Origin of the sequence: Haloarcula sp. CGMCC 1.2071 (genome assembly GCF_037078445.1) — an archaeon.
Taxonomy (GTDB): Archaea; Halobacteriota; Halobacteria; order Halobacteriales; family Haloarculaceae; genus Haloarcula; species Haloarcula amylolytica.
Map to the genome: position 1 here is coordinate 1 of NZ_JAYMGY010000022.1, position 25677 is coordinate 25677.

The following is a 25677-nucleotide window of genomic DNA, read 5'->3' on the forward strand; positions in this document are numbered from 1 at the left end:
GCCGTATCTCCGAGCCTTTCAGCTCCGCTGTGAACTCTACAGAAAACCAGGTGACGAAGCGCTCAAACATGCTCTCAACGCCGCCCTCTAAAAATCAACAACGTGCTTCACAAGAGCGTCGACGAATTTGCAGTCCTGACCGACCAGTCGTGGCTGTATCGCTCAGTACCGCACGAGACCCATATCCGAGAAATCAACGCGAGTGGACACGAGGGAGTAATTGAGGAATTGAACGAGACACTTGATCCAGTACGAGGGTCGGCTGTTGTCCCGTTTGGCGGGCTTGTCTCTTGGACAACTGACGATACCACGTATGATTTGAAATGGGACTCGCTGTACTACTCCAATAAAGAGAAGAGCGCATCATATGATTTGGAACGGCTGAAGCAGGTGACTGTACTGTTTTCTGAGGATGCCCTCCGTCTCGATTGGAAGCCGGTATCCGAGGAGTCGTTACTTCGTCGAACGGTTTGGCGAGTCCTGAATCCGGAGAGTGCCACTTCATCAGCACACGTCGAGATTCCTGCCGGTGAAGACCGAGAAGAGGTACTGGAGGCGTTCCGTCAGCTACGTGAGAAACTTGGATATGAATATCGCGTTGAGACTGTTTCGGATTAGCACTCTTGATCAGTTAGCGTCAATAATTGGTTCGTCTGTACTGACCAGCTCATGTCACGAGTAGTCCCGGAGTGGCGCCCTCCGACAGACGGATTTTGTGGCTCTCTGCTGGCCGAGCGAGTATGGTTTCGCCACAGATCGACGTCGGCGTGATTGTTGAAACGCTGGCGTAAATCCGTCAACGCGGACCCAGCGCTCACACGGTCTTCCGAGACTGGGTCAATCTTTCCTGCATGACAAATATATAATGGTTTTAACTCCTTCTGGATGCTTGAAAGTGACATTATGAAAGTATATATGAGAAGGTAATAGTTCCTCCTGTAACCAGCGGAACCACCGATCAGCAGTTCTACCTGTAGGCCGTCCTCAGAGCGGCTATCCCATTCTGATGGGGTGGACAAAAGCGGGCTCTCATAAACGCTACGAGTCCGAAAAGATGCAATATTCTCCATAGCGGCTTTCTTGGACCATGACAACGGATAACACAGAAATCCTTCTCAAAGGACTACAGCAAAACACGATGCTGAGCCTCTATGTTTCTCGTAGGGAATACGAAACATCCCTGAGTTGTACTTCAACGAGTTGGGACCGATCTCTGATAGAACACTATGGAAATCGGACTGCTGTCGAATATATGAGCCAAAGTACAAGACAAAGAAACTCTCCGTTTTCATATGTTTGTGACACGACGAACCGAGCACCGCTGGAAATTGGCTTTAGAATTTCGCTTGCTGACACAACCCTCTAAACTAAACACTACCGGTTGACCGTCCACAGCAAGCTTACACTGCTTGCCGTTGAACTCAGTACTTCGGATATAGTAACAATTGGCAGTGTATCGCTACGAGTGCGTAGAGGTCGTGACAGTCACTGTTCGCAGCCAGCGACCGACGGACGCGGCGATCGAAGCACTGGTCCTTCGTGCAGTGGCCAGGCAGTCGGATGAGTTGGATACCCTGATGTGCTGGAACTTCGAGTAACACTGGACGTCGACGTTGACAGGAAAGCACCGCTGGTGGGCAGATCGCGACAACCGTTTCGGTAATCGATTTTGACACCATGCTGGCTGGATATCGATAGTTTCAGCCGTCATGGAACCGCTCCCGTTGCTGTGTTTTTGCACCGGCTCACCGAGATACACAATTGCATCCGGGAGTCGGTCAGCTAAGCATGAGCGGTCCCACCGAAAGCGTCTGTTTAGCGAGCGTCGCGAGCCGGAGGATGAAGGAGATGAACAGGAGAAATGGCAGCGTAGAGATAGCGAACGCGGCGCTAACGACCCAAAGAACGGTCTCGATGCCGAAGACCGTCCCGAGGAACGTTGTCGGGTCAACGAAGATGACCATCCCTCCAGCGGTGGTGAGTGCAACCAGGGCGGCATACAGGATCGCTCGTGAGAGTTTCACCAGCGCCCACTGGATGTAGAGGTTCTTGATGTACTCGCGGACTGGTCCGTACATTGTAAGCACCTCTAGCAGATCTCGGAACGCGCTTCGCTCCTCGTTGGTGAGGGAGTCTCGGTTCTCCATCCCGAGCCGGCGGACATGGTGTATCTTCCGGTCATAGTTGTAATCGAGTGCGGGCGATACGACGTCGAAGGTGCCAAAATCTGCGTCTTCGAGGAGGCTGTGTGCGTGATTGGCGTTCTCCAGTAGATCGGCGACGTACTCGTCCACTTGTTCGTGGAGCTCCTGATTTTCAGTTTCGGAGAGTGTATTTCGCAGTGTCTTCGCTCGCTGTTCGCTTGTCTCGATAAGCTCATAGAGGTAGTCTGCAGGGTCGGCGGGTGTCGTCATCCCGAGGAGGCTGTCCGTATTCTGGCGGAAATCCATCGTCAGGTCCATCCGACTGCGCTGGCTCCCAAGCGAGCTGATCTCCTGGGAGAGGACGAGCTGATTGATCGTGACGACCAACGTCGTTCCCGTGATGATAGCCCCGATAAGACCGGAGAATAGCGTCTCGACCATGTCGCTCGACTCCATCGTCGAGTGCAGCGACACCGGTTTCAGCAGGCCCCAAGTCATGAATACGAAGAAGATCACGAAAGCGAGTCCGACGGCGAGGAGCCATCGGTTGGCCTGGAGCAGTAACCAGAACCAGTACTTGTTGATGTCCGTTCGCTCACGTAAGGTATCCCCCGTAGAGAACTCACTCATGTGAGACTGGACGTTTGAACAGCAGTAGTTTCGTCCCGCCACCGTCGTAGCTGATGGTCTCGACGAGTTCCCAGCCCTCTGTACCGAGACGGTTGAGTTCCTCTGTTGGATCGACCGTCTCTCGCTTGGTCAATCCCTTCGGCGGTTCGAGCGTCTTGTACTCCCATTGCTGGTGCATTGTGATGTCTATGAAATGGTAATGGCTTTCACGTTGATTACTCTGTTGACAGGTAGTTCCTGTCGCGTAATGACCGAGAATAGTGTACTCATGCATCGGCGTCTGTCGCGGTTACGAGTCTCCCGTAGCGAACGTACTCATCGCTGGTAGCGCCGAGTCCGGATCTCGACCTTGTCGGGTGTCGAAACACACCATTATTGTCGCTCAGTTGTCGGCGGAAGACGCAGTGGCGTCTTCCGGATGGGAGGGCATCGAACCAGGCGGCGTTGTCCAGCTAAGTTCGACCGTCCAGCGATTCGCCCCTTCCTCGTCCGTCGCCTGTTCGACGAGGTGGACAGTGCCTTCCGGCTGTGGAACCAACTCTTCGCCGTCGGTCCCTTCCACAGCAGATTTCCTCGTAAGTCGCTCGTTCAGCGCCCGGAGATAGGCTTCGACCGCAGCCGAGTCGAGCTATGCCTCGCGACGTGTCAGGTACGGTCCGGCTTTCCCGTCGACACCAACAACACGGGTCGAGTATCCTCCCAGTACCGCGTTGATAATCTGTTCCGCGAGCGCACGTCCGTCGGAAACCGAAACCATACGTACCGTTATAGTTCAGAGGGGAAAACACATCTGCTGGCCCCTGCGTGAGCCTGGCCGATATAGAGGTCCGTTACTCGGGACCCAGAACGGACGCACACTCCACGCCACTCGAAGGCCGAACTCACCTACACTGCGATTGCTTTGATGTCCTGCCGGAGTTTGCTGGCCTGCTGGAGGCGTATCTTCCGTGCTGACAATTCGCCGAGCACCGGCGGGCCGCTAAATTCCGGTGCGATCGGGTCGTACTCCGACGGGTCGAATCCCATCTTCCGCAGGTAGGTTACCACCGCCGTCGATTCCAGTCCCGAGTGGATCGCCTCTTGACTCAGTTCCCGAAGCGAGGGAAACTCCGGTACTCCGATCCGATCCGAGTACACACCGTGATGGCCATGAGCGAGTGGCTTCTCGCCGGTCTGTGAAACCAGCTCCCCGACATCCACTGCCAGTTGGATCACTTCGCTTGGCAGTGCAGCGTCGGGCGCTCGCCACTCGACGGTCGGCTGGCACCGCCGGAGTCGGACGGGATTGAGCACGGTATTCTCCGCTTCGAACAACTCATCGACTTTCGCTGCGCTCACACCGCGGCTGCTCGCTAAGTCCTTGAAGTGGTTGTACGCCTGATCGACTCGGTCCGTCCATTCCTGTAGACTGCCTGCGTAGGGCCAGAGCTCGCAGAACTGCTGGAACTCTTGCCCACACTTCGTCCGATAGGCTCGTGCTCGCGAGGAACTATCACCGGCTTCGCTACAGTAATACGGGGAAGAGTTCAGCAACGCCAGTGCCGGGTCGAGTGCAGTCAGCAGGTTCAACTGGTCTATCACACTCCCTTTCTGGAAGTGAATGTGTGTGCCGGCACAGTTCTTTGCGCTCTGTACCCCGTCACCGTAGATCTCCTCGAACAACTCCCCCCGTTTGCAGTTCGCCTGCGTATTCGATGAGGTGAGTGGTGTTCCCAGTGGGACGAGCTGTTTGTCGTGCTTTTCAGCCACCCGGACGCCGGTCCGGAGTGTCGTCTCCAGGTCACGTCGCAATCCAAACTCGTCCTCGTGGGGTTCTGTTTGGACTTCAACGAGCGGGTCGATGAACTCCGGTTTTATCTGTTCGTGCGCAGCAACGATCTCTGAGCCGTCGGCCAGTCGCCCATTGTCGTCTACGACCCACAGTTCGAGCTCTACCCCGGTTTTGATATCGCACATGGCTATGCACCACCTCGTTTGATCTTGTCGTCGACGGATTCCTCGGTCGTCTCGCTGTCACTGTCGGACTGGATTGACATATTGGCCGAATGAGATCGGAGGGAAAGAGCGTTTGGGTCACTGTAGCGTGCGTTCTCAATCCAGTTAATTTCGCACCGATTAAATGGCATCCGATTGAACGTACGGTGAGAATGAGTGGTATCAGCTCAATCAAGGGGGGATAGACGATCGTAGACATCTCTGGGCATCTCGCGTTCGGCCTGTTGTTCGCGCTGCCGGCCTGGCTCCGGTGGAACGACAGGCGCAGTGTCGGGTTCGTCATTCTCGCCGTAGTCGCATCACTGGTACCTGACATCGACTTGTGGCTCGTTGCGGCTTTCCCGAACCAAGTTCATCATCACGGTGTAACGCACACGGTTCTGTTTGTCACGTCTGCGAGCGTCGTCGGTGCGGCGATAGTGGCGGGTGTGTTCACCGATCAACTCGACGAGTGGGTCGGAACCGAGCGACTCGACCGTAGACAGGTGTTTTTGTCGTCGTTTCTCGCGTTCTTCGCCGGGGGTCTCAGTCACGTTTTCGCCGATATGCTCTCAGCGCCCGATATCTCCACGCCCATCGAGCCGCTGTGGCCTCTCGTCGACGGGTCCTGGGGTATCGACCTCGTCTGGTACAACAATTGGTGGATCAATTTCGGCTTCTTCGCAGCGATGGTGGTCGCACACGTCGTCGCGGCGTACGCGCTGACACCACCTGAACGCCGGCGTCGACTGAGTCCGTTTTGAGACTGAGCGGGTGAACCAGCTTGTAGGGTGGTACACGATAGTCCGCAGAACTCAGAGGCCATACCCGAGTGGGTACCCGCAGATCCAACTCGCCGTCAACGGCCCTTCGCGTCATCGGCTGCTTTGGTCAATCCGTCGAAAAACGCCGAACAAGCTTCGTTGAACCCGCCCGACTGGTCCTGGTTGACGAGGTGTCCGGAGTCAGGTATCGATTGCGCGGTCCCCGTCTGGACAGTTCGGGCGATTCGCTCACCCTGTCGCTTGACGAGTGGTATCTCGTGGTCGCCGTACAGGACGAGTGTCGGCGTCGAAACGTGTGAGAGCGTCGGAGCCACGCGTTCGTAGAGCGCTCGGAATATCTTCTGGAACTCGGTTGCAGAAATCGAATCGACGGCATTCAGCGATTGCTTGCGCACCGTTTCGTCGAGCGAGAGCCAGTGGCCGCCGTTCGTCATCCGGATCGAATCCAGCAGTGTTTTGAACGTCAATTTCGGCCCAACGGCGGAAAGCGACCCCGAAAGTAGCGGAAGGGGTGAAAACAGCTGTTTCATTCCGTGAGGAAGTTCTATCGGCGGCAGCGTCTGCAACGGTCCTCCAATGACCGCGCCACGGGCACTATCCGGGTGTCGGTCGAGATAGGTCTGAATGACCATCCCACCGGCGGAGATGCCGGCCAAAACCGGGCGGTCCACGTCCAACGTCGCCACCAGCTTCTCCAGATCATCTGCGAATAGGTCGACAGAGTACCGCCGTGACCCAGTCGGGCCGGTCCGACCGTGCCCTCGAAGGTCGACGGTTATAACTCTGTACTCGTCAGCGAAGTAGTCGACCTGTGCCTGCCACGACCGGTGGTCCTGCCAGCCCCCGTGGAGGCAAATGAGCGGCGGCCCGGTCCCCGTCTCTTCGTACCAGAGGGAGCCGTCTTCGATCTGAATTGTTGGCATCGATGAAAACCAGTGCCCCCAACTAATGAATCTTGGTCTTGCAGCGTCACGGTCATGAGTGGCGAAGTCACTACGTCGTTTACTGAAATGATGATACAGATGAAAGTACCTTGGTATGATATGTACTCGTCTCGGAGAGTGGAGTATGGTACTCGCACAGTTAGCCGCGGAAAGTATAATTCCAGTACAGAACGTCGTGCTTCAGTTTGGCGGTGATCTCATTGGTCTCGCGATACTGTTCCTCGTGCTCGCGCTCATCACAGGGGTACTGGGGGCGAGCGGCGTCGCCGGCCTCAGCATGGATATCGCGAAGTGGCTCGTCATCATCTTCGTGGTGCTCGCCGTCCTCACCTTCATATTCTAATCCGAGACGGGCTATAGCCGGGGCCAAGCCCGTATCAAGCCGGATAGCGAATCATCGGACGAGCAGTCTTGCGCTGGATGGTTATCAGAGGACAACTGAACGAATGAACCGAAACGAGACCAAGACAGGACAGCACACGACGAAGCGCTATCAGCGTCCGCTTCAGCAAGACAGCCGTGGTTTAAGGGCTGCTGATCCGAGGGGTCCCGCTCGCTGTCGGGGCGTAAATACCCGGTTCGACGACCGAACGGAGCCGTTTGTGTATTACAGGGCCATGCTGGAGTGGGCAGTTGCAACGAACAGCGATGAGTTACTGTCAACGTCGACGTGCGGGGTTCCCCGATGGATTTAAAACGCTTCGGATGGCTGCGAAGTTGGTTTCCCATCCCGGTGGGACGACGCGGGTTCAAATTCAGCCGGTGGATACTGCTTGAAGGACACCGGATCGCGGTCACTGGGGCATTGCTTTCTGTGACGTTCGCGAGCATCGTGTTCATGGGTTCGATCTGGACCTTTGAGATGAAGATGCTCCTCACCGAGACTGCGGCCGTCCAGACGATTCTCAACTCGTTTCTCAGCGGGATCATCCTGCTCGTGTCCATCGTCGTCTCCATCAATTCTATCGTCCTCTCCCACGATATCACCTCTATCGGCGCGCAGGAGAAACGCATCGAAAGCATGATCGAGTTCCGGCGTGACATCGGCGGTCTCACTGGTAATGACGCTGCACCGAAAGATCCGGATTCGTTCCTCAAGGTGATGGCGACGGTAATCAAAGAGCGCGCGCACTCGCTTGAAGGTGCCAGTGAGGACCTCGAAGACGATATCGGTGACGAGTTCACCGAAGATATCACGACGTACGTAGACTCAGTTGCTGCGACGGCGGAAGAATTGGAGATTGCGGTTCAGCAGGTCCACGGTGGTGACCTCTATGCCCTGTGGTTGGGACTGGAGACCGATTACGGGCCGTTGATGAACAGTACGCACAATATGACCTCCACGTACCGGAGCCAACTGAACGACGACAAGATAGAGGAATTCACAGACCTGATGGAAATGTTCGAGATGTTCGCGACCGGTCGCGAGTACTTCAAAACGTTGTACTACGGCAAGGAGATCTCAGAACTCTCGCGAACGCTGCTGGTTTTCTCCCTTCCATCGATCATCGTTACCATCTGGGCGATACTGGCTATCGACGCTGGCCTCCTGCCTGATGTCGGGGTTTTCGGCCTGTCACCGTTGCTTCTGTTCGTTGCCCTGACGTTCACAGTCGCGTTAGTGCCGTTCATCATCCTGACATCGTATATGCTCCGCGTAGCGACAGTGAGTTCGCGCGCTTCGACGTCGGGGCCGTTTAGATTACGGTCCTGACCGGCGGGCTGTCCTGACACCCTACCGATATCGGTGTATGTACCGATATGCGGTCTGGATAGCCTCGTCGAACGCTGTACTGCGAAGTTGCGGCTCTACTCGACCCGCCTGAATAGCCTCGACGACGGTTTCGGGGGTGAGCCGTGACGCCTCGATTCGGGTGAATGCGCGGCCGACTTCGAAGGGATAGTGTGCGTCGCTCCCGCCGACAATGGGAACCGATAGTGTGTCCGCGAGCTTTCGGACACGTTCTATGTTCCCCGGGTGCTTACCGTTCACTTCGACGGCATCGAACTCCGCGCCGCTCTTGCGGACATCACTTCGGCGGAACGGATGGGCGATAATCGCGGCACACCCTCGTTCGTGTGCCAGCGAGACGACCTCGGTCGGGGTGAGCGTCCCCGGTGTCGTCCGTCGAGGCGGGTCGGGACCGACGACCAGAACGTGCCCGGCCGTCGTCGAGATTTCGATACCGGGAACGAACAGCGTCTCGGTCGTCCCACTTTCGTACCCGGGCGAGTAGTCGTGATTAGTCAGGGCCACACCGTCCAGAGAGTGCCACCGGCTGGCGAGCCGCACCAGTTGGGCCCCGAGTGGGTCGTAGGCTGTCGGCCTGCTCTCGAACCCGTGGAAGAACCGCGTGTGCGTGTGGAGATCTACGGTGTACATGAAACCATTGGCAGACAGTGGATAATCACGACAGTCTGTTCTGTCGGGTTCATTCCGGATCCGGATCGTATCCGTCGCCCACTGCGACGGACAACGTATCCGGGCGAACGTCGATTGTAAGCTCCCGGTGGCTGATTATTTCGCCGTCTAAACTGAAGCTGACAGTGGAGGGGTCGTGGTTCGTGATCGTGAGCGACGACGCCTTCGACCGTATGATGTGTTCGGAATCACTGCCCAGGAGTCGCTCGGTGATCCGGTCGCTCATCAGGTCCAACGTCGAGACGTCTTTGATCACCACGATGTCGAGGAGACCGTCCTCCATGTCTGCCTGCTCGCCGCCCGTTGTGGTAAACCGACGACCGTTGCCGATGAGCACACAGATCGCCTCGCCGGCCCACGCTGCGGACTGGTCATCGTCGGCGGGGTCGATAGTAAGCCGGAGCGAATCGAAGTCCGACATCGACCGGAGGCCCGTGACGACGTACGCCAGCACACCGAGTCGGTCTTTCATCGCGGGGGACGTCTCGCTGCTGGATTCGGCGGTCAGTCCCGCGACACAGGAGTTGACGAAGGGGCGGTCGCTGGCCTGCCCGAGGTCGATTCGACGTCGCTCGCCGTCCGCCAAGACATCGAACGCCGTATCGATGTCAGTGATTCCCAACTGCTGTGCGAAGTTGTTTCCCGTGCCGAGTGGGAGAACCCCGAGGGTCACACTGTCCAGTGCGTCCGCCTGGTCGATACCTCGGATGACCTCATTGATGGTCCCATCACCCCCAGCGGCGACAATCGTTTCGTACCCCGTCTCGGCGGCCGCTTCCGCCAGCGAAACGGCGTCGCCAGCCGCTTCGGTCTCTTCGATATCGTACTCGTGTGCCGCTGCCCGCTCCCGGACGGCGTCACCGTGGTCACCACTTCCGCTCCGGGGGTTATAGATCAGAACTGTTCCGGACATCCCTACATTGCTCCTTCCACAACGGTGTTTTGCGGCGTCCGCTGGCCAGTGTCCTGGCGCTTTCTGTCTCCTACGAGTCTCTGCATACCATAGACATGCTCTTGTAGCATTTTGTTAGGAACACTATATCTCTCCTCGACGATATGCTGGTGCTTTCAGGGCAAAATAATGTTATATTACTGGCGTTCTGATCGACACGGCCTGTTATGTCAGGCTCGCGGGCGTGTCATCAGCGGTCGGTCACTGCCGCACTACTGTGAACCGCTTCAGCGGCGATGCTGTGAGAAGCGACGCGTTTCGTCGTCACAGAAATCGTGGTTCTCTGTATGATTCCTGGCAGTTGTCTCGACTCACACACTGATCAACTCCCTTTCCCTGTGCCAACATCACTGTGGTGCGACGAGTCAGGCGTTTTCTCAGCGGCGACTATCGTCACTCGGTCCGCTGTGTAGCTCATACTGTCGGCTGTAAGTCTGTGAAGAATTTCGCCACCCGAGGTGGCGAATATCTTAAAATAGTTACAGCCAACAGTATCAGTCCAGCCCAGCAGTCCACCCGATGCCAGGCAAACGACGCTCGATCAGTCTTCGCGGACTTCCGAAAGCGCTTCTCTGGGGGCATCACAGCTCGGGCACGCGGACGGAAAGCTGTCTTCGAGTTCGCCCATCTCTCCGCACTCCTCGCACTGCCACATCAGATACCCCTCGCCGAACTCTTGCCCGGGGATCTCCTCCTGATCGACACCGTCACTGGCCCCCGTTTCGACTGTTTCGACTTCGAATCCATCGTCTGTGAAGCCACTGACGCGGCCCACTAGTTGTCCGGCTTTCGTGTAAACGGGTTCGCCCGGCTCGATAGACTCGTCGGTGGTCGCTAGGTTGTCGCTCATTGTCAACTAGTCACCCGTCCAACATATCAAACTGTCGACTGCCGCCACGCAGACCGAAAACAGGTCACTGGCCGGCAAGACACGTCGCAAGCTCGAAGGAGAGACGGAGAGGATAGTAAACGGAGGCAGTGCCGACCGGCCCCGGTTGATGCTCCCGACAGAAGTGTGTGATCCGCTCCGACCGCGTACTCTCGATCACTGCGTACCGCATAGATGAACCGCTACATACACTCTATCCTAGCAAACAACGGGCGTAAAAACCGTCTTGCTTCGGCTACGAGTGCTACTGCGTACAAGACGCGCTCGTTGTATCCCGAGGCGTAGCGTCGGCAAGGCTACGGGGAATGCCGACTCAACTCAGGCGACGACCGAGTCGAAGCAGTATCGAGACGGCCACCCCGATACCCGGGACACGCTGGGAGAGCGCCGCCGAGGCGATCAGCAGGAGTCCACTTTTCCACCGGCCGCGGGAAAACGCGACCGCGGCATCGACCAGTGTGGAAACGATTCCGATCCGTGAAAGCGTATCCGACGCTTTTGCTGTCTGTACCATCGCCTCGAACAACACGGCCGTCACACAAGTAAACTCGCCCTATTAAATTAGGAGTCCGGGTAGATTACTCGGTTACGCGTTCGCCCTCCTCGCTGAACAGCACGGCCGCGACAAGAGGTCGGAGCAGATGCCACAGCGATAGCGACGGCTTCCGCTTGTCGTGTAAACCGGTGGAACACGGCTCCCAACCCTGAGATGCCTACAGGACTACTCTGCCCGTGATTTTGCCAGAAATTGTAAAATCCACAACACCTATCCGGCTGGTCGCTGAAGGGAGTGTATGGCAAACGACCAGTCCAGCAGTGAGGAGACAGCCGACTCGCGGGAGTTGGGCGTCGACTTCGGCAGCCTCGGCGACGAACTGGCGTCTGAAACGTATCCAATCGAGCGGGAGATGCTACTTTCGAAGTACGGAGACGCCGAAATAGAAACGAATCGTGGTTCCCAGACGTTACAGTCGATACTCGGGGGCCAAGAGATAGAGACTGATAGTCACGAGTACGACTCAGCGGACGCGGTTCACCAGGCCGTACTCAACATGATCGGTTCCGAAGCGATCGGACGGGAGGAATATTCGGACCGTGGCGGGTCGAACAGGGATCAGGGCGACGAGGGGGAAAACCAGGACGAACAATCTCTCTGAGACATCGAATCCATCGTCTTTCCCCATAGTTACTGGCCGACTGGCCCAGTCTCGAAGATCCGACCGTCAGTATGATCGACCGCATTCGAACTACAACGTTCATCAGTACACTCGGGATGCTCTCAGGGGTACTTGCCGGCGGGTTGGAAACTCATGCGGGACTCCGCCACCTCGCTCTGTTCCACAGAACGTAGCCGCGTCCGTTGCGTAGCGACTGACCTGAACACTGTCTGGGCCAAGCGAACCTTTTCGGGCTCTGTTGCGTTTCTCAGCAACTGCTGTATCTCGCCCCAGCTTCAGTCACGACAGGGCACCACCTGAGCGCTGCTGAGGTCAGTAGAGCCGTCGAGTAACGAAGATGAAGAGACCGAGGATAAGGAGACCGATGCCCCAATAAACCGACGGGTACGGAAGATACGCAAGCAGGAGCGTTACCATACCGGAAGTGATGAGTGACCACCCGACTGTCGTTTGAATCGCCATATCACCCAAACAGTAGTGACTAATATGATTAGTCGCCCGTTTCGGTCAGTAGGAACACCTACTGAGCGATCGGTACAACCTATATTGTGTCTCTCAAGTGGAGGATTTCGAGAGCGGACCTTTCCAGATAGCTGAAACAGTTCTAAAAGCGTACTCTCGCCACGCCCCCGACACGCGGCGATACGTGTCCACGATGGGCATACCACTGAGCCTCGACACCATGCTAGGCATATCAGTCAAAATGTGAACGACTACAATGACAACAGACCCAATCTATGGATACAACGAATCGAGTATCAGCACTCGTTGGCCCCTCGGAATTCTATCTGGTGCCATCGGTGTTTGAAGGGTTTCAAGCGATGGTAACTGCGTCGACGTTGTGTGAACGGGACATCCGTCCCTTACAGGGTCGCTAATTCGTGCAGCCCTGGCAACGTATATGATTGATAGTCCCGCTTATTAACGAATTAATTTGCTGATTTGACGTGTGATATTATCATATTTACCTATCTCAGAGTATGTTATATATCAGTTGAAAACGTTCAGCCGAAACAGTATCCGAAGCGAACGCAGCCTGAGATGGGTGGGCTTAACAATAGTACACCTGTTATGAAAATAAATGCTAAATTTTATCACAGAGTCTGTGTTGATTACCCATGCCACCCACTCCGCAGAACTGAATCGACTCGCTCTCTCGGCATGAGTCCCCGGCAACAATCAGTGGTCTAGCGCCTGAGAACGGACCAAAGCGTCGCAAGGCTCGCGACCGTCCGCACTTCGATGGAGTTCAGCCTATTTTGCTACAAAGAATGAGACTCTAGAAGCGGTGGGCTCCAAGGCAACGATAAACGGTTTTCCGGGATAGGTAACTAGAACGTAACCTACGGCTGGAACCGTGAGATCTGAGTTGCCATGCGTGATGACAAAGGGAACACGGAGTTGTGACAGCCCTTCCATAGCAGGGACAGAGCAGCCGGTGAGAGAGCTAGTAACCCCGGATTTCGCTGGCCAAGCCCAGGCACCCACAGCTTTGGTACCTTGTACTATTGAGTGCGGAGAGCGATACCCACATATCATATGGCCACGATGATGCGAGCCGGCATTCCGACCGAGCAGTTCGCACTGTCCGGAACGTTCCAGGCTGTGCCCGAAGTGGAGTTCGACGCTGTCAGGTTTGCTACACACGGAACTGACCGGGTTGTTCCCCTGCTCTGGGCGACGAACGCAGACACTGATTCCGTAGGTACGGCGATTACCGAAGACGAGACGGTGCGGAGCGCACAGGTCATCACCAGCCAGGATCAAAACACGTTACTCCGAATGGACTGGACGGATCAGGTCCGGTTTCTCACCCGTGTACTGGTAGGAGAGCACGGGACTGTCGTCAGTGCTCGCGGGAGTACTGAGGGGTGGACGTTCCGTATCCTGTTTCCGGAACGAGACGCGGTTTCCTCGACATGTGACGCGTTCGAGGAATACGATATCGACATCGAACGGATAACTGCGCTGAAAGACGCGCCGTCGATAGAGGGGTCCCAGCTCACTGACGGACAGTTTTCGATACTCAAAGCCGCAGTCGACGAGGGCTACTACGAGGTTCCTCGCCGAACGAATCTACAGGAGCTGGCATCGGAACTCGGGGTCTCACATCAGGCCCTCTCGGAACGATCTCGTCGTGGGCACCGAGCCCTCATCGAGTCAGTCGTCATGCCGTGACAGTGAACTACCCCACCCTACCGCTCGCCTGACGGCTCGCGCTTGAGGGTGGGGCTTCCTGCTTCTATGACGCACTTTGCAGATACAGGCGTATCCACAGGGAGCGCAGTCTCCACAGGCGTTAATTCGGAGCGTCCCGCTCCTAACCGCTTCTTGATGCCGCGAGAAAGAATATTCCACGCCGCGTTCGCATCTCTATCTGCCTCAAACCCACACGCCGGACACGAATGCTCGCGCACCCACAACGGCTTCTCCGTCGAAACGCCGCAGGAGGCACACTCCTTCGTTGTTCCGCGCGGATTCACAGCGACGAAGTGCGTTCCTTCGCGTTCACACTTGTATTCGAGCATCCGTAGGAATGTTCCCCACGCCGCGCCTGCTCGGTCCTGGGAGTTACCCGGTAGTTCGACCAAGCCCTTCGCGTCCAAGTCCTCTACAGCCACGAAATCGTATTCGCGGGCGTAGTGATTCGACAGTTTGTGGAGGAAGTCACGGCGCTTGTGCTTGAGGTCGGCGTGGTGTTCGGCCACGACACGGCGCTGTCTCTCCCAGTTGTTCGAGCCGTGTTCCTTCCGCGAGAGGTCGCGTTGGGCACGTTCTAACCGTTCACGTTCGTCGGACAGGTCGAGAGATCCCACGGCGGTTCCGTCGGTATCGTGGGCGTACTTGAGAATCCCTACGTCGATGCCGACGCACTGCTCGGGATTCTCGGGCTTCGCAGGCGGGTCGTCCGGGGATTCGACGCCGAGGATGGCGTACCACTTGCCGGTTGGTTCTCGTTTGACTGTGACAGTCTTGATTTCGGCGTCGTCGGGCAGGTCGCGGTGGAAGGTGAGGGGGATGTCTCCGAGTTTCGAGAGCCACAGTCGCGTCCGACCGCTCGTGTTCTTGAGCTTGAAGCCGGATTGACTATAGGTGAAACTGCGGTACTCGCCCGGAGCCTTCCAGTTGAGAGTGCCGACGTGGTAGCCGTTCTCTTTGCGACCGCGAAGCGTTGAGAGGTTGTCGTACAACCGCTGAACGACTTTCTGAAGGACCTTCGAGTGAACGCTTTTCAGGTCGTTCCACCACTTCTTAAGATTCGGAAGGAGTTTCTGTTCGCTGTATGCCGAAGTGTCGTCGGTTCGGTTGAGTCGGTGGAGGAAGTGGTTGTAGACCTGTCTACAGGTATCGACAGTCCACGCTAACTGTTCTTCGAGAGCGTCGGACGGTCGAAGTCGATACCTGTAGTTGTAGTTCATCTACGAGCGTTCTTCGATGAGTTCGTCAAGTTTCTCTTGGACGAACGAGGACAGACTCAGGTGATTCTCCTGAATCCAATCCTCTTGGTCGTCGCGGATAGAGATGGTCTTGCGCGTTGCCACACCATAAGTTATGCAAAACACGTACTAAATGGTTGCGATTGCGTGGGCCTGTGGGCCAAGCGACGAACGTGTTTGAGAACCGTGCGGCGCTGTATCCCCTCCCTACTCAACCGCTTCGCTTGTTCGTTGAGGAAGGGGCCTTAGCGCCTCAATTCAGGTAAAAATGAACGGCACCAAGAACCACAAGAGGCCCGAAGTCGACAGGCACGACGGCCTACACATATAGACCGGAGATGTATCCGCTGCCAGAATGAACTAATTCATAATGAGCACTATCGTCGAAGCGACTGTCCCTGCAAACCAGTTCGCTCTCGGGCAGACGTTCGTCCGAGAACCGAGCGCGGAGTTTCGCACAGTCAGCCTCGTGGCAGACGGACCTGGCCGCGTCATGCCGTTTCTGTGGGCCGACCACAACGAAGCAGACCGGCTGATCGGCGTCATCGAACACGACGACAGCGTCCGTTCGGTCGATCTGCTCTCGGAGCGCGGTGGGGCGTGTTTGCTCCGGATCGAGTGGGGGCCGCGCATCCGCACACTCGTGTCGACTCTGACAGAAGCGAACGTCTCGATTCTGTCGGCATCAGGATACGACGGGTCCTGGCAGTTACAGCTGTTTTTGCCGAACTATGACCGAATAGCGGCTATTCACGAGTTCGGCGACGATAGCGGCGTTGACCTTTCTATCGACCACATCAACCGTCTCTCCGAATCCCCCACGTATGGCTCACTGGGCCTGACGGAGCACCAGTACGAGACTGTGATGACGGCGTATAACGCTGGATACTACGACGTTCCGCGCACGGTCACCCTCGTTGAGCTCGCAGAGGAGTTCGATGTCACACACCAGGCCCTTTCCGAGCGGTTGCGCCGGGCCCACGGGGCGCTCGTGACAACTGAACTCTACCACAGAACGCACCAGTGTGAGTCTGCCGTCTCCCCCAGATGTGCAGCAAAGACGATATCTAAGGTAAACCAATGATTCACTGCACCAGCCGTACCGATCTCTCACTGTCAGTATAACCGCTGTCGATCAGCTTTGGAACTCCGAAGTCACCCCATGGTGGATTCCCTCTCAGTACGGCGGTGCCGGGAAGTAACCTTGAGTACCGCCATTCACAGCGGAGCCGCCATACTGACGTGGACCGCTGCGTCCACATCCATCTCCCCAAAAGCGGTATCGAGACACATTGTGGTCACCGGCTGGGCCCTGCTTCGAGACCGAGGATTCAGGGGTTCAGTCACGTCGGGCAGACCACTGCCGTGCTCACCGGTCCCGGACTCAGGTGTCTATCTGCGATCTCTCACAGATACGAGTCGTCCCACTCATCGGCGAGATGGAGGTTGCCACACTCGCTGCATTCGAGACGGTCGAGCCCGTCGCCTGATACGTCAGTACTGCCACAGTTCGAGCAGAAGTAGCCGTACTGGTCTGTGCGGTCCTCGCCCATATAGGTGGAAAAGAACGGAGCTTCTCGACCGGGGACAGTCTCGTCCCGTTCGATGGGACGGGCGGTCCCATCAACCGTGACAGACTCAGGGACTGGAACTGAGGGCTCGTTTGCGTCTTCCGTCCCCTCTCCCTCAGTGAATACCGCTACTGCGAACTCCTCGTTACCGAACGTCACATGCGCGTTGTCGTCGCTCTCGAGGTCGAAGTCTTCGAGGAATTCGCCACCCTCGACGGCGTCTTCGAGAATCCTCGCAACGAGCGGTGTCCCGTCGTCGTCCTCTTGGACACCCTCCAGCAGCGCGGTGGCGATCCCCTCGCCACGCGCCTCGGGGTCGACGTGGAGCCAGCGAATCGTTCTCTCAGTTCCTCCTGCCACGTCGATGAACCCCTGCACTTGCTCGGTGTCGCCGGCTGCGTGTTCGGCGACTAGCACCGTTGTGTCAGGGTCTGCAAGCCGATCAGCCAGCGTTTCGTCATCGAATTCGTTTTCGACTATCGTCTCAATCTGCTGCGGACTGAGTGCGTACGAGGTTCGGAACGAATCCCGTGCGAGCGTCTCGACTCGCTGACGGTCTTCGGAGTTAGCAGGACGAATCTCCATACACACTGTTCTCGGCGGACGGTAATAAGTCACCGCACTGATCTGTAAACGTCGGAGCTTATGTGCCACGGTGACGCGTCGTTTAGCTGTACCGGCGAGTCATCCACTCGATCTGCGACCCATTGCTTTGTGCGAGCAGCGTATTCGATAGTGTCTGGTCTCGTTCACTTGAGGTGCTCGTAGCCCCAACTCTCCAGTATTGAAGCCACAGTGTCGGGATTCTCTGCAGCCAGTTCAACGAACGCCTCGCGCAGATCCGTCACCGAGACATCCTTTGAGCGCATGCCGAGTTCATCGGCCACGTCGGCCCTCACTTGGTCCTCTAATTCGGCGTATTCGTCACGGAGGAACGCGACGTGTTCGTTATCGCGGTCTTCTTTGACCGTCTGTCGGCGAATGACGTACGGGATTTCGTCTGTACTCATGCTGTCGGTGGTGTCGCTTTCGGATTCGGACGGAGATCCGGCTGTCGTTTCAGGTGTTGGGTCCGGCGCCGGGTCGTCTTGCTCGTCGGTCGTCTCGTCGGCGAACGGGTCCTCTCCGGGGCCTTCTTTCATCCCGGCCATTTACGCCACCTCCTCGATAGCGCCGGGTTCCGGTGGATTCGGGGCTTCGATCCCGGCTTGCGCTTCGAGGTAGCGAGCCAATCGGTCGTACTGTGCCAGCGTTTCGAGCTCGTAGTCACGTCGACGGTCGCGATGGTCTCGGACATACGTGAACGCCGAGCACTGCTGTGCCCACGACCCTTCCATTAGCGAAGTACGGTCGCCGAAGATTTCTGGTGTCGAGTACGGGATCTCGCTAAGGACGCGCTTCTGGTCGTTCGTCCCTTTCACGCCGACTGGGACGGCGGCAAGGACGCCCACATCGATTTCAAGCGTGTCTTCAAGGCCGGAAACGAGCTGTTCCAACCCCTCAACAGCGGCTTGACCCTTCGCGCTCGGTTCGACTGGGATAACCAACGACCGTGTGGCGTTGATAGCGTTGTGTAGGTGTGGGCCTTCCGTCGCCGGCGGGTCACAAATCAGCACATCGTACTCGTCACGAACGCCAGCATCGGCGAGCGTGCTGAGTAACGCGGCGTGAATATTGAACGCATCCCCGACAGCGGCGGCCTGGTCCTGTTCGCGGCGGAGCCAGTCCCCGAGATCGGCGAGTTGGTTGTGTTCAGGGATGACATCGACGCCGTGTTCAGCGGTGACGATGAGATCCTCAAAGTCACCTTTGGGCCGGTTGATCATATGCCGGGCGAGATGATCGATGTTCTTCGAGCGGTCCTTGTCGACGCCAAACAGCCGCGAGAGATTGCCTTCTTGCGGATCTAGTGGGACGACCAGTGGTTTGAGACCGGCGCGGGCGTGTGCGACGGCGAGGTTCGCGGCGGTCGTCGTCTTGCCGACGCCACCGGCCTCGCTGTAAGTGCTGTATGAGAGCATAGCTGGTTGTTATAGCCCCCAGTTCAAATAACCTATTGATTGAACCCCCTGGTTCAAACAACTGGTTCAATCAACTGGTTCAAACAACTGGTTCAACTAACCGATTCAATCAGCTGGTTCAATCGATTGATTCAATTTTCCAGTTCAAGAGCTAACGCAAATCGACAAAATGCGGTCAGGGAACCACTGGCTGGCCGGGTCTGGTCATCCTGATCGCTGTCACAAGATAGTACCATGGCTTAAGTACACAACCGCACTACAGAGGAGTCGAATGGGTTCGGAGCCGGAGCCGACGCACACGTCGCTGGAGACACTGCAGGAAGCACTCCAAACGGAGCGAATCACCTACGTCGATACGCTGAACGAGGATATCGGCGCAGTCGTCGAGAGCGCAGACCAGCTCGCCTTCGATTACGTCGTCGGTGATGTCTCCGACTATGGTGTGTCCTCGAACGACCACGTCCACCTCGATCTGGTCCACGAGGGTTCGACAGTTCACTGCGTGCTCTTTGGGTACAAACGATCGACAATCGACACCACAATCGAGGATGGGATGCAGGTAGCTGTCAAAGGCTCGCTGTCGTACTACGAAGACGGGGGCAACGTCTCCGTCATCGTCGAAGACATCGTGGCGGTCGGTGAGGGCACGTACCAGCAGATCTACGAGCAAAACAGGGAACTGCTGGACTCGGATGGATTGCTCGATCCGGAGCACAAGCAAGCCCTGCCGGACTTTCCAGAACGGATCGGGATCGCCACCAGTGCGACAAGCGATGCCCGGATGGATGCGATCACCAGCGTCCACGAGCGGTATCCCGACGTGGATATCGTCATCCAGAACACGAGCGTTCAGGGCGACGATGCGATGATGTCGATCATGGGTGCGATCAGTGAACTCGATGACGACCCGCTGATCGACGTTATCGTGCTTACTCGCGGTGGTGGGTCCGACAAGCACCTCCGGGTGTTCAACGAAACGCCGCTCTGCCGTGTTATCCACAAAACCGAGACGCCAATCGTAGTTGGGGTCGGCCACGAGAACGACCGAACACTGGCCGACGAAGTGGCCGACAGACGGGTGATGACGCCGACCGAGGTAGGCAACATCGTTCCGGATCGGACAACCCTCGACGCGGAGCTGGACACGCTCGAAGAGCGTCTCAACACGGCCTACACAGCGACCGTCGAGACGACGCTGGAGACGATGGATGACCGACTCACCCACGCCTACAGACGGACCGCCGAATCGGACCTGTCCTCGTTCGAAGGCGAACTCGACCGCGCATACGACACGCACGTTCGCGATGTACTGACCGATCTTGAGAACCGGCTAGAGCAAGCACGTACCCAGTACGATCAGGAGCGGAAACGGAAACAGGAGGCCACAGCCTATCGCCGCCAGCGTCGACGGCTGCTGCTCGTCCTGCTCGCTCTGGGCCTGCTCGTTGTAGCCCTGCTCCTGTACATCCTGCTTCCACTATGAAAGATGAGACAATCGCCGACAAGACCGACCGGCTCGAACAGATTATCGAACAGCTCGAAAACGGAGACGTCTCGCTGGAACGGGCGAACGAACTCCATGCCGAGGGAACGGAACTGATCGCCGAACTCGAATCCGAACTAGCTGTTGGGGACGGCGAGGTTATCGACCGCTGAAGCCCGGTTGAATCCGTTTTGTGCTGTGGTATCCTCTCTCGTGAAAGCGTCCGAGAAGTACACGTCAGGCACAGTCTTCGCTCCGATTAATTCGTCACCCAACCGAGAGAGTCATTGTGCTGCCGGAGATACGTTGGTGCGACGTTGCCGTCCAGCTGGGGGACTGACTCACCAGCTCGGTCGACGATTGTCTGTTTCAGCAGGTCACTGTCGGTCTCGAAGTCGGGATTGACGTGCAGCCGATAGTTTCGGTCGATAGTGAATAGTTCGCGGTCGAAAGCTGCGTGGTGAATCTTGCTGAGTGGGAGGACATTAGTGGGATCCGCCCGGCGCTGTGGGTAGTCGCTCCAGGGCAGGACATGAGCGACATCCAACAGCCCACGGTGGTCAACGCCGGATATCGGGCAGGTCTCATCATACTGGACGAGGACTGTCTCCCGGAACTCCGGATCAACTGCTCGGGCCTGAACCGTCGTTTCGTAGGTCGTTACCGTCGGAGTATCTGTGGTAGGTGCATCGGCCTGTGGGTTAGACCCAGCCCACTGCTCGACGGCGGTCTCAACGAACTGGCGGCCCTCATCTGTGAGGGCATACTGCTGGCCGTCCTTGTGGACGAGTCCGAGGCTTCGGAGCCAGTTTGCCCGCTGTTTGGCCATGTCCGTGTTGGCCGGATCCCAGCCCAAGCTTGTATGCGTCTTGAGTTGCTGGTGCCCGATTTCTTCGATTGTCATCGGAGCTGGCACAAGTGAGTACAGCAGGCTCCGGAGGCCGACGTTCCGGCGACACATGATTTCGAGGAGCGTTTCGGTCGTTTGCTCAGCGACGTAGGTGGTTCCCTCCGGCCCGAGTCGCCAGTGGTGGCCGTCTCGTTCGATAAAGCCGACATCTTCGAGATAGTCGATCCGGCGCTGTATCGAGTCCCGGCTCGAAACTCGGTCGAAGTGCCCCCGGTGCCAGCCGATGAGTTCATCGGGAGTGGGCTGTTGGTCGTCGACGTACTCGAGGATTGCATTGAGTGTCTTGACGTAGTTCGTTGCGCCGCCGAACATCGGGACGATACTCCGGAGCCGGTCAGGTGGCATCTCTGGCTGGTATTTTGGAGGTCAGTACATGGTCTTTGGGACTACGCGGTCGGGTCAGTAGTCAATAGCTGGACCGAGATCGAGTGCACTCCGAGTCTTCAGCGTAGTATTTTTGATAACTGTACTGGAGGGTAGACTCAGCTATAGGCTCGAAAGCGGTTACAGTACACCCAGACAATCGTGGGAATTCTGTGGATAAACTGGCCCACACTGGGTTCACATCCAGAACAAAACGCTGTATCCAGAGTACTGTGGAACTACCGGGGGTGTTCAGTCACCGTTTGGATCGACGCCTGGTATTCGAGCAGATTTTCGTTACCTGAAGAGCGCTTATCATCGAAACTCAGCCGCTTGTGAGCCCGGTAAAAAGACCGACAGCGATAATTTTGCTTGTGATAAACCAGCGGGTAGATGCCCTCCTCACGACGTCGCTTTCTGGGATTAGCCGCCTTAGGAATTACCGGTTCAGCTGGCTTCACGTCTCTCGATACGCAGGAACGTATTGGTAGTCAATCACTTTCCGACTGGCCGATGGGCCGGTACGATCCTCCCGGAACCGGGCACAACCCCGAAGTATCAGGTCCAAAAGACAATGTAGCGGTTGCGTGGACACATCAGGCCCCGGATTGGTTTCGGGGGAGTACCCAACCGATCCGCCGTGGGAAGACGCTATACGTCGGTGGCAACGGACTGCTTGCGCTCGATACCGAGACTGGGAAGCGGCGGTTCAGCTTCCAAGGGCCGTATCACTCAGCCCCAGCGATCGCCCCAGCCTCGATCTATCAGACGAAGACACTCGGTATAACCGGGTCAGGTGGGGTTTACGGGCTTAACGCCAGTGGCGGACGGGAACTTCCCTTCACAGATATGAGCGTCGGCGGCGAGCGATGGACAGGACCGCAATCGCCGACGCCCGGTTTCTTCGGGCCGGCCGAGTCAACAACGCCGGTCACTGCGAACGGGACGATATACACGGCACTACCTGGGACGAACTCAATCGTAGCACTGAATCCGAACAGTGGGGAGATCCTGTGGCAACAAACCCATCACAAAGACGAGGCGGTCAGTGGGACGTACAACAGACCCGCGGTGGACGACGGCCTCGTGTTCGTCACCGCGTGGCCACAAGAGGCCACTGCGTATCGTGCTGATACTGGTGAGCAACACTGGCACCGTGAACTCGAAGAGATGACAGTTCTGCCGCCAGTGGCGACAGACGAGGGCGTCGTCATTCAGACGCGTGAGTCAGTTCAGTTGCGTACCAGATCCGACGGCGCACTCCTGTGGGAACGCAACCTCGACGGGAATGTGACCGACAGCACGCCAGCGGTAGCCAACGGGACGATATTCGTTGCCGATGAGCGGGAGTCACTGCATGCGCTTTCGCTGGCAACCGGCGAGACACGGTGGACAGTTCCGTTCGACGGAAAAACGACGCCGGTTGTCGCTGACGGTCGCGTCTACGCTGTGGACTCACTCTGGGCACTGGAAGCGTTCGACGTCGCCACGGGTGAGAAACAGTTCGAGTACCATCCTTCGGAAGTACCCCTCTCGCCACCGATGGTCGGGGATGGTATGTTGTATCTGGCGAATCGTGGCCGAGTTCTCGCACTGGAGGAAGCATAATGCCCGGAACAGAGGGAGATGGAAGCGAGGCGGTGTCTTCGCCTGGACACCCATCCCCGACGACTCGACTGTCTACCCTGGACGTGCTCAAGTCCGCGCTCAGGTGCATTCGTCGCGACCCTGTGCTCGCTGTCCCATTCGCCGTCGTTGGTGTGCTGGTTTCACTCGTCGACTGGCTTCGCCAGCACGATTCAGTTCCGATGGTGCCAACCAACGCACTCAGTCAATCGGTCAGTGTCAACTACGCAGTGTTCCCGCAAGGGACTGCACGAACGGCCCGACACATTGGTGCGTTGGTCGACCTCGAAACACGGTATCTCCTCTGGGCTGTCGGGCTTGAAGTCCTCGTTCCACTCGCAGTCGGGATCGCCGGTTGGGTGACGATTACACGAGTCCTCGATACCCACTCTGGTCCCCGTGCGTTGAGCAGGTATCTTGTCGCGCTGGCTGCGGTCATCTCCATCCCGCAGCTGTTGGGCGGTTTCTCGGTGGATATCACTGGTTTCCTGTTCGGACTGCTGCTGTTGGCGGTTGCTCTGTTCGTTCTGACCCGTCTGTTCCTGCTTCCTGCGTTGCTAGTCACTGGCAGTGGCTTTGTGACGGCACTCAGGCAGAGCTACCGTCGATCACGAGGGCAGGGCATGACCATCGCCGGCCTCATCATCGTCATTGGTCTCGCCTACTGGGGCCTCGCGACCGTACCGGTCGCCGGCGGCTTTCTGAGTACCGCGGTAGTGGCACCGGTCCACGCCGTTGCGGTCGGAACCGTCTTTTCGACGGACTCTCGTGAGACAGCGCCGAGCCCAGCCGACCATATCGAATCGAGAGACGCACGCTCAGACGAGAGCCAGTAACGACGTTCGTGCGTGCTCTCTCTTGTGAATCGCCACCAGCACATCATCAGGCACAGATTGAGCCACCACTGATTCCGCCATCTTCCTCGAAGGTCAAACTGTGTTCCTGACCAGTTCTGGGACACGTCCGTACTCTAGTGTAGACATGCGTCTCGTTATCGGCGACCTTCTCGCCGAGGTACACCGTCACGTCCCCACGCGTCCACCCATCAATCGTGGTCGTCACCGTCTCGCCGGGAGCGACGGTGATCTGTTCCGTGGGGACCCCATCGTCAGCGAGTGTGACGTTTCGATCCCCATCCGGCCAGACCAACTGTGAGAGCGTCTTGAGCCTGTGTTCGCTATCTCTGGTCGTGACCTCGAAATTCAGGTACATCGCCTGCTCTCTGCTTTCGACAGTGTACGCTGATAGGTGATACGCTGTCGTGTCGTTGTTTTCCACAGTCAGTGTGGGTTGGAAGGGTCCAGAGACGGTATCATACTGGACATAACCAATCACAAGCGCCGATCCGAGAAGGAGTGCGATCGTTCGACGGGAGACCATCCGTAGGACCGTGTTCCAACAGGAAACAGAATATCATTCCGATTGTCTCATCCGAGTGTCACGGCCAGAGTTGATAAACCGAGATCGAATCAGCGATTCAGGTTGAGATTGCTGATGAGGGGCCAGAAGACTCATGCAGAAAACGGGACGTAGTACCGCTGAGGAAGATACGGTCTTCGGACACAGTACTGGTAGTGGATTGTGCTGATGTACTGGCCCGTCTTCACACTCGATGGGACAGTCGAACGAACAGATACCGTCTCACTCCCAGTGCTGAATCAGGAACGCAGCCGATCATATCCGTTCTGCCTGCTCCCGTAATGTCGAAAAACTCATATGGATTTAATACACTTCAGTGACAATTACTCAGTATGGTTGCTCAAACGACACAACGACAAGACTCGTTTTTTACGCTCCCATCGCATCCAGTGGGGTACCTCGCAATCGTAGCTACGCTTACCACTGCTGGCATCCACTTATTGCTCGGTCCACAGGTCATGGGATTCAGTCAGACATTGGGGACGCTGTTTATTCTGAATGGGCTTGGATTTCTTGGCGGGGTCCTCCTGTACAGTAGCCGGTACTGGCGACCCGAGCTGTACCTTGTCGCTGCGGGATACGCCATTGTCACCATTCTCGCACTGTTTGCGTTCCAGGGTTTCAGCTTTGACGCGTTCTATATGCAGGGGAACCTGAATCCGCTAGCTGTCGCAGCGAAGGTAGCTGAGGCCGTCCTCGCCCTCTGTGCCATCTACTTGTACAGAACATCGGCTCCGTGAGAAGGCCATACTGACCGTCCATAGAAGAGGGACACGTCAACGAGACACTGTTTTTCAAGGCAATCCAAGAACGCTCTTGTGAAGCACGTTGTTGATTTTTAGAGGGCGGCGTTGAGAGCATGTTTGAGCGCTTCGTCACCTGGTTTTCTGTAGAGTTCACAGCGGAGCTGAAAGGCTCGGAGATACGGC

29 protein-coding genes and 1 pseudogene are annotated in these 25677 nt (G+C 57.0%); 13 read left to right on the forward strand and 17 right to left on the reverse strand.

Features of this window, described 5'->3' with window-relative positions; all coding sequences use genetic code 11:
- The first annotated feature begins 102 nt into the window (after nucleotides 1–102).
- Together VI234_RS19415 and VI234_RS19420 are read left to right on the forward strand one after the other, a co-directional pair.
- A complete protein-coding gene (locus tag VI234_RS19415; protein WP_336330980.1) occupies nucleotides 103–618 on the forward strand; it encodes a hypothetical protein in 516 nt (171 codons plus the stop codon).
- A 122-nt stretch (nucleotides 619–740) separates the two neighbouring features.
- A pseudogene (locus VI234_RS19420) lies at nucleotides 741–845 on the forward strand (N-6 DNA methylase); the annotation flags it as partial.
- Nucleotides 846–1778: 933 nt separating this feature from the next.
- Here the strand turns inward: VI234_RS19420 and VI234_RS19425 are convergent.
- The 5 genes from VI234_RS19425 to VI234_RS19445 form a co-directional block, all read right to left on the reverse strand.
- Entirely contained in the window at nucleotides 1779–2774 is a 996-nt protein-coding gene (locus VI234_RS19425) for a hypothetical protein (RefSeq protein ID WP_008308480.1), read from the reverse strand.
- Entirely contained in the window at nucleotides 2767–2952 is a 186-nt protein-coding gene (locus VI234_RS19430; protein ID WP_008308481.1) for a DUF4177 domain-containing protein, read from the reverse strand. The genes VI234_RS19425 and VI234_RS19430 overlap by 8 nt, the downstream gene beginning before the upstream one ends.
- 204 nt (nucleotides 2953–3156) lie before the next feature.
- Nucleotides 3157–3336 carry a hypothetical protein gene (locus tag VI234_RS19435; protein ID WP_049942846.1) on the reverse strand — a complete coding sequence of 60 codons (180 nt, stop codon included), beginning with the start codon at nucleotides 3334–3336 and terminating at the stop codon, nucleotides 3157–3159.
- Between the two features lie 66 nt (nucleotides 3337–3402).
- Nucleotides 3403–3531, reverse strand: coding sequence for a hypothetical protein (locus tag VI234_RS19440; protein WP_275039405.1), 129 nt, complete (start codon nucleotides 3529–3531; stop codon nucleotides 3403–3405).
- Nucleotides 3532–3659: 128 nt separating this feature from the next.
- Nucleotides 3660–4730 carry a glutamate--cysteine ligase gene (locus VI234_RS19445; protein WP_336330981.1) on the reverse strand — a complete coding sequence of 357 codons (1071 nt, stop codon included), beginning with the start codon at nucleotides 4728–4730 and terminating at the stop codon, nucleotides 3660–3662.
- Between the two features lie 236 nt (nucleotides 4731–4966).
- On the opposite strand from VI234_RS19445, the gene VI234_RS19450 reads away from it, so the two are divergent.
- Nucleotides 4967–5512, forward strand: a complete 546-nt coding sequence (locus VI234_RS19450; RefSeq protein ID WP_336330991.1) for a metal-dependent hydrolase — start codon at nucleotides 4967–4969, stop codon at nucleotides 5510–5512.
- A gap of 95 nt (nucleotides 5513–5607) precedes the next feature.
- On the opposite strand, the gene VI234_RS19455 is transcribed toward VI234_RS19450, so the two are convergent.
- A complete protein-coding gene (locus tag VI234_RS19455) occupies nucleotides 5608–6456 on the reverse strand; it encodes an alpha/beta fold hydrolase (protein WP_008308487.1) in 849 nt (282 codons plus the stop codon).
- Between the two features lie 145 nt (nucleotides 6457–6601).
- Between VI234_RS19455 and VI234_RS19460 the strand changes: the two genes are divergently transcribed.
- Both VI234_RS19460 and VI234_RS19465 read left to right on the forward strand, forming a co-directional pair.
- Nucleotides 6602–6820 (forward strand): DUF1328 domain-containing protein, encoded by a 219-nt coding sequence (locus tag VI234_RS19460; protein ID WP_008308488.1) that lies wholly within the window; start codon nucleotides 6602–6604, stop codon nucleotides 6818–6820.
- A 495-nt stretch (nucleotides 6821–7315) separates the two neighbouring features.
- Nucleotides 7316–8191: a hypothetical protein gene (locus VI234_RS19465; protein ID WP_204366245.1), complete on the forward strand. Its 876-nt coding sequence runs from the start codon at nucleotides 7316–7318 to the stop codon at nucleotides 8189–8191.
- 21 nt (nucleotides 8192–8212) lie between these two features.
- Here VI234_RS19465 and VI234_RS19470 read toward each other — a convergent pair whose 3' ends face one another.
- The 4 genes from VI234_RS19470 to VI234_RS19485 form a co-directional block, all read right to left on the reverse strand.
- Nucleotides 8213–8860 carry a PHP-associated domain-containing protein gene (locus VI234_RS19470; protein WP_008308492.1) on the reverse strand — a complete coding sequence of 216 codons (648 nt, stop codon included), beginning with the start codon at nucleotides 8858–8860 and terminating at the stop codon, nucleotides 8213–8215.
- Between the two features lie 49 nt (nucleotides 8861–8909).
- Entirely contained in the window at nucleotides 8910–9812 is a 903-nt protein-coding gene (locus VI234_RS19475) for a diacylglycerol/lipid kinase family protein (protein WP_336330982.1), read from the reverse strand.
- 580 nt (nucleotides 9813–10392) lie between these two features.
- Nucleotides 10393–10701, reverse strand: coding sequence for a DUF7130 family rubredoxin-like protein (locus VI234_RS19480; protein ID WP_008308495.1), 309 nt, complete (start codon nucleotides 10699–10701; stop codon nucleotides 10393–10395).
- A 352-nt stretch (nucleotides 10702–11053) separates the two neighbouring features.
- Nucleotides 11054–11254 carry a hypothetical protein gene (locus VI234_RS19485; RefSeq protein WP_336330983.1) on the reverse strand — a complete coding sequence of 67 codons (201 nt, stop codon included), beginning with the start codon at nucleotides 11252–11254 and terminating at the stop codon, nucleotides 11054–11056.
- Nucleotides 11255–11534: 280 nt separating this feature from the next.
- Between VI234_RS19485 and VI234_RS19490 the strand changes: the two genes are divergently transcribed.
- Nucleotides 11535–11897: a DUF5789 family protein gene (locus VI234_RS19490; RefSeq protein WP_008308500.1), complete on the forward strand. Its 363-nt coding sequence runs from the start codon at nucleotides 11535–11537 to the stop codon at nucleotides 11895–11897.
- Between the two features lie 1560 nt (nucleotides 11898–13457).
- A complete protein-coding gene (locus VI234_RS19495; RefSeq protein ID WP_336330984.1) occupies nucleotides 13458–14096 on the forward strand; it encodes a helix-turn-helix domain-containing protein in 639 nt (212 codons plus the stop codon).
- Between the two features lie 17 nt (nucleotides 14097–14113).
- Here the strand turns inward: VI234_RS19495 and VI234_RS19500 are convergent, their stop codons facing one another.
- Together VI234_RS19500 and VI234_RS19505 are read right to left on the reverse strand one after the other, a co-directional pair.
- The gene (locus VI234_RS19500; protein ID WP_336330985.1) at nucleotides 14114–15337 is read right to left on the reverse strand and encodes an RNA-guided endonuclease InsQ/TnpB family protein; all 1224 of its coding nucleotides are present in this window, start codon (nucleotides 15335–15337) and stop codon (nucleotides 14114–14116) included.
- On the reverse strand, nucleotides 15338–15460 hold the full coding sequence (locus VI234_RS19505; protein WP_008308514.1) for a hypothetical protein: 123 nt from the start codon (nucleotides 15458–15460) through the stop codon (nucleotides 15338–15340). It lies immediately after the preceding gene.
- A gap of 265 nt (nucleotides 15461–15725) precedes the next feature.
- Here VI234_RS19505 and VI234_RS19510 point away from each other — a divergent pair, with 265 nt between their 5' ends.
- On the forward strand, nucleotides 15726–16439 hold the full coding sequence (locus VI234_RS19510; RefSeq protein ID WP_008308515.1) for a helix-turn-helix domain-containing protein: 714 nt from the start codon (nucleotides 15726–15728) through the stop codon (nucleotides 16437–16439).
- Nucleotides 16440–16761: 322 nt separating this feature from the next.
- On the opposite strand, the gene VI234_RS19515 is transcribed toward VI234_RS19510, so the two are convergent.
- The 3 genes from VI234_RS19515 to VI234_RS19525 all read right to left on the reverse strand — a co-directional run bounded on the left by VI234_RS19515 (nucleotide 16762) and on the right by VI234_RS19525 (nucleotide 18947).
- Nucleotides 16762–17511 carry a GNAT family N-acetyltransferase gene (locus VI234_RS19515; RefSeq protein WP_336330986.1) on the reverse strand — a complete coding sequence of 250 codons (750 nt, stop codon included), beginning with the start codon at nucleotides 17509–17511 and terminating at the stop codon, nucleotides 16762–16764.
- Between the two features lie 164 nt (nucleotides 17512–17675).
- Nucleotides 17676–18077, reverse strand: coding sequence for a hypothetical protein (locus VI234_RS19520; RefSeq protein WP_008308524.1), 402 nt, complete (start codon nucleotides 18075–18077; stop codon nucleotides 17676–17678).
- Nucleotides 18078–18947: a ParA family protein gene (locus VI234_RS19525; RefSeq protein ID WP_008308526.1), complete on the reverse strand. Its 870-nt coding sequence runs from the start codon at nucleotides 18945–18947 to the stop codon at nucleotides 18078–18080. It lies immediately after the preceding gene.
- Nucleotides 18948–19218: 271 nt separating this feature from the next.
- On the opposite strand from VI234_RS19525, the gene xseA reads away from it, so the two are divergent.
- Nucleotides 19219–20430, forward strand: coding sequence for an exodeoxyribonuclease VII large subunit (gene xseA / locus VI234_RS19530; RefSeq protein WP_336330987.1), 1212 nt, complete (start codon nucleotides 19219–19221; stop codon nucleotides 20428–20430).
- Nucleotides 20427–20603: an exodeoxyribonuclease VII small subunit gene (gene xseB / locus VI234_RS19535; RefSeq protein ID WP_008308529.1), complete on the forward strand. Its 177-nt coding sequence runs from the start codon at nucleotides 20427–20429 to the stop codon at nucleotides 20601–20603. The genes xseA and xseB overlap by 4 nt, the downstream gene beginning before the upstream one ends.
- 86 nt (nucleotides 20604–20689) lie before the next feature.
- On the opposite strand, the gene VI234_RS19540 is transcribed toward xseB, so the two are convergent.
- Complete coding sequence (locus VI234_RS19540; RefSeq protein ID WP_336330988.1) at nucleotides 20690–21685, reverse strand: HNH endonuclease signature motif containing protein; 996 nt, start codon at nucleotides 21683–21685, stop codon at nucleotides 20690–20692.
- An 867-nt stretch (nucleotides 21686–22552) separates the two neighbouring features.
- On the opposite strand from VI234_RS19540, the gene VI234_RS19545 reads away from it, so the two are divergent.
- Nucleotides 22553–23311, forward strand: coding sequence for a PQQ-binding-like beta-propeller repeat protein (locus VI234_RS19545; protein ID WP_008308533.1), 759 nt, complete (start codon nucleotides 22553–22555; stop codon nucleotides 23309–23311).
- Nucleotides 23311–24165, forward strand: coding sequence for a hypothetical protein (locus VI234_RS19550; RefSeq protein ID WP_336330989.1), 855 nt, complete (start codon nucleotides 23311–23313; stop codon nucleotides 24163–24165). The genes VI234_RS19545 and VI234_RS19550 overlap by 1 nt, the downstream gene beginning before the upstream one ends.
- A gap of 46 nt (nucleotides 24166–24211) precedes the next feature.
- Here the strand turns inward: VI234_RS19550 and VI234_RS19555 are convergent, their stop codons facing one another.
- Nucleotides 24212–24709, reverse strand: a complete 498-nt coding sequence (locus tag VI234_RS19555; protein WP_442905043.1) for a hypothetical protein — start codon at nucleotides 24707–24709, stop codon at nucleotides 24212–24214.
- A 371-nt stretch (nucleotides 24710–25080) separates the two neighbouring features.
- Here VI234_RS19555 and VI234_RS19560 point away from each other — a divergent pair, with 371 nt between their 5' ends.
- Nucleotides 25081–25488 carry a DUF7475 family protein gene (locus VI234_RS19560; protein WP_008308538.1) on the forward strand — a complete coding sequence of 136 codons (408 nt, stop codon included), beginning with the start codon at nucleotides 25081–25083 and terminating at the stop codon, nucleotides 25486–25488.
- Nucleotides 25489–25677 lie beyond the last annotated feature (189 nt).

What these genes read in the sequence shown, in the direction of transcription:
- VI234_RS19525 (WP_008308526.1), bottom strand. Translation starts at nt 18,947, where the DNA reads ATGCTCTCATACAGCACTTACAGCGAGGCCGGTGGCGTCGGCAAGACG.
- VI234_RS19470 (WP_008308492.1), bottom strand. Translation starts at nt 8,860, where the DNA reads ATGTACACCGTAGATCTCCACACGCACACGCGGTTCTTCCACGGGTTC.
- VI234_RS19425 (WP_008308480.1), bottom strand. Translation starts at nt 2,774, where the DNA reads ATGAGTGAGTTCTCTACGGGGGATACCTTACGTGAGCGAACGGACATC.
- VI234_RS19540 (WP_336330988.1), bottom strand. Translation starts at nt 21,685, where the DNA reads ATGCCACCTGACCGGCTCCGGAGTATCGTCCCGATGTTCGGCGGCGCA.
- VI234_RS19455 (WP_008308487.1), bottom strand. Translation starts at nt 6,456, where the DNA reads ATGCCAACAATTCAGATCGAAGACGGCTCCCTCTGGTACGAAGAGACG.
- VI234_RS19440 (WP_275039405.1), bottom strand. Translation starts at nt 3,531, where the DNA reads ATGGTTTCGGTTTCCGACGGACGTGCGCTCGCGGAACAGATTATCAAC.
- VI234_RS19550 (WP_336330989.1), top strand. Translation starts at nt 23,311, where the DNA reads ATGCCCGGAACAGAGGGAGATGGAAGCGAGGCGGTGTCTTCGCCTGGA.
- VI234_RS19515 (WP_336330986.1), bottom strand. Translation starts at nt 17,511, where the DNA reads ATGGAGATTCGTCCTGCTAACTCCGAAGACCGTCAGCGAGTCGAGACG.
- VI234_RS19460 (WP_008308488.1), top strand. Translation starts at nt 6,602, where the DNA reads ATGGTACTCGCACAGTTAGCCGCGGAAAGTATAATTCCAGTACAGAAC.
- VI234_RS19560 (WP_008308538.1), top strand. Translation starts at nt 25,081, where the DNA reads ATGGTTGCTCAAACGACACAACGACAAGACTCGTTTTTTACGCTCCCA.
- VI234_RS19475 (WP_336330982.1), bottom strand. Translation starts at nt 9,812, where the DNA reads ATGTCCGGAACAGTTCTGATCTATAACCCCCGGAGCGGAAGTGGTGAC.
- VI234_RS19480 (WP_008308495.1), bottom strand. Translation starts at nt 10,701, where the DNA reads ATGAGCGACAACCTAGCGACCACCGACGAGTCTATCGAGCCGGGCGAA.
- VI234_RS19510 (WP_008308515.1), top strand. Translation starts at nt 15,726, where the DNA reads ATGAGCACTATCGTCGAAGCGACTGTCCCTGCAAACCAGTTCGCTCTC.
- xseB (WP_008308529.1), top strand. Translation starts at nt 20,427, where the DNA reads ATGAAAGATGAGACAATCGCCGACAAGACCGACCGGCTCGAACAGATT.
- VI234_RS19490 (WP_008308500.1), top strand. Translation starts at nt 11,535, where the DNA reads ATGGCAAACGACCAGTCCAGCAGTGAGGAGACAGCCGACTCGCGGGAG.
- VI234_RS19430 (WP_008308481.1), bottom strand. Translation starts at nt 2,952, where the DNA reads ATGCACCAGCAATGGGAGTACAAGACGCTCGAACCGCCGAAGGGATTG.
- VI234_RS19495 (WP_336330984.1), top strand. Translation starts at nt 13,458, where the DNA reads ATGGCCACGATGATGCGAGCCGGCATTCCGACCGAGCAGTTCGCACTG.
- xseA (WP_336330987.1), top strand. Translation starts at nt 19,219, where the DNA reads ATGGGTTCGGAGCCGGAGCCGACGCACACGTCGCTGGAGACACTGCAG.
- VI234_RS19520 (WP_008308524.1), bottom strand. Translation starts at nt 18,077, where the DNA reads ATGGCCGGGATGAAAGAAGGCCCCGGAGAGGACCCGTTCGCCGACGAG.
- VI234_RS19545 (WP_008308533.1), top strand. Translation starts at nt 22,553, where the DNA reads ATGAGCGTCGGCGGCGAGCGATGGACAGGACCGCAATCGCCGACGCCC.
- VI234_RS19465 (WP_204366245.1), top strand. Translation starts at nt 7,316, where the DNA reads ATGGGTTCGATCTGGACCTTTGAGATGAAGATGCTCCTCACCGAGACT.
- VI234_RS19500 (WP_336330985.1), bottom strand. Translation starts at nt 15,337, where the DNA reads ATGAACTACAACTACAGGTATCGACTTCGACCGTCCGACGCTCTCGAA.
- VI234_RS19555 (WP_442905043.1), bottom strand. Translation starts at nt 24,709, where the DNA reads ATGGTCTCCCGTCGAACGATCGCACTCCTTCTCGGATCGGCGCTTGTG.
- VI234_RS19445 (WP_336330981.1), bottom strand. Translation starts at nt 4,730, where the DNA reads ATGTGCGATATCAAAACCGGGGTAGAGCTCGAACTGTGGGTCGTAGAC.
- VI234_RS19485 (WP_336330983.1), bottom strand. Translation starts at nt 11,254, where the DNA reads ATGGTACAGACAGCAAAAGCGTCGGATACGCTTTCACGGATCGGAATC.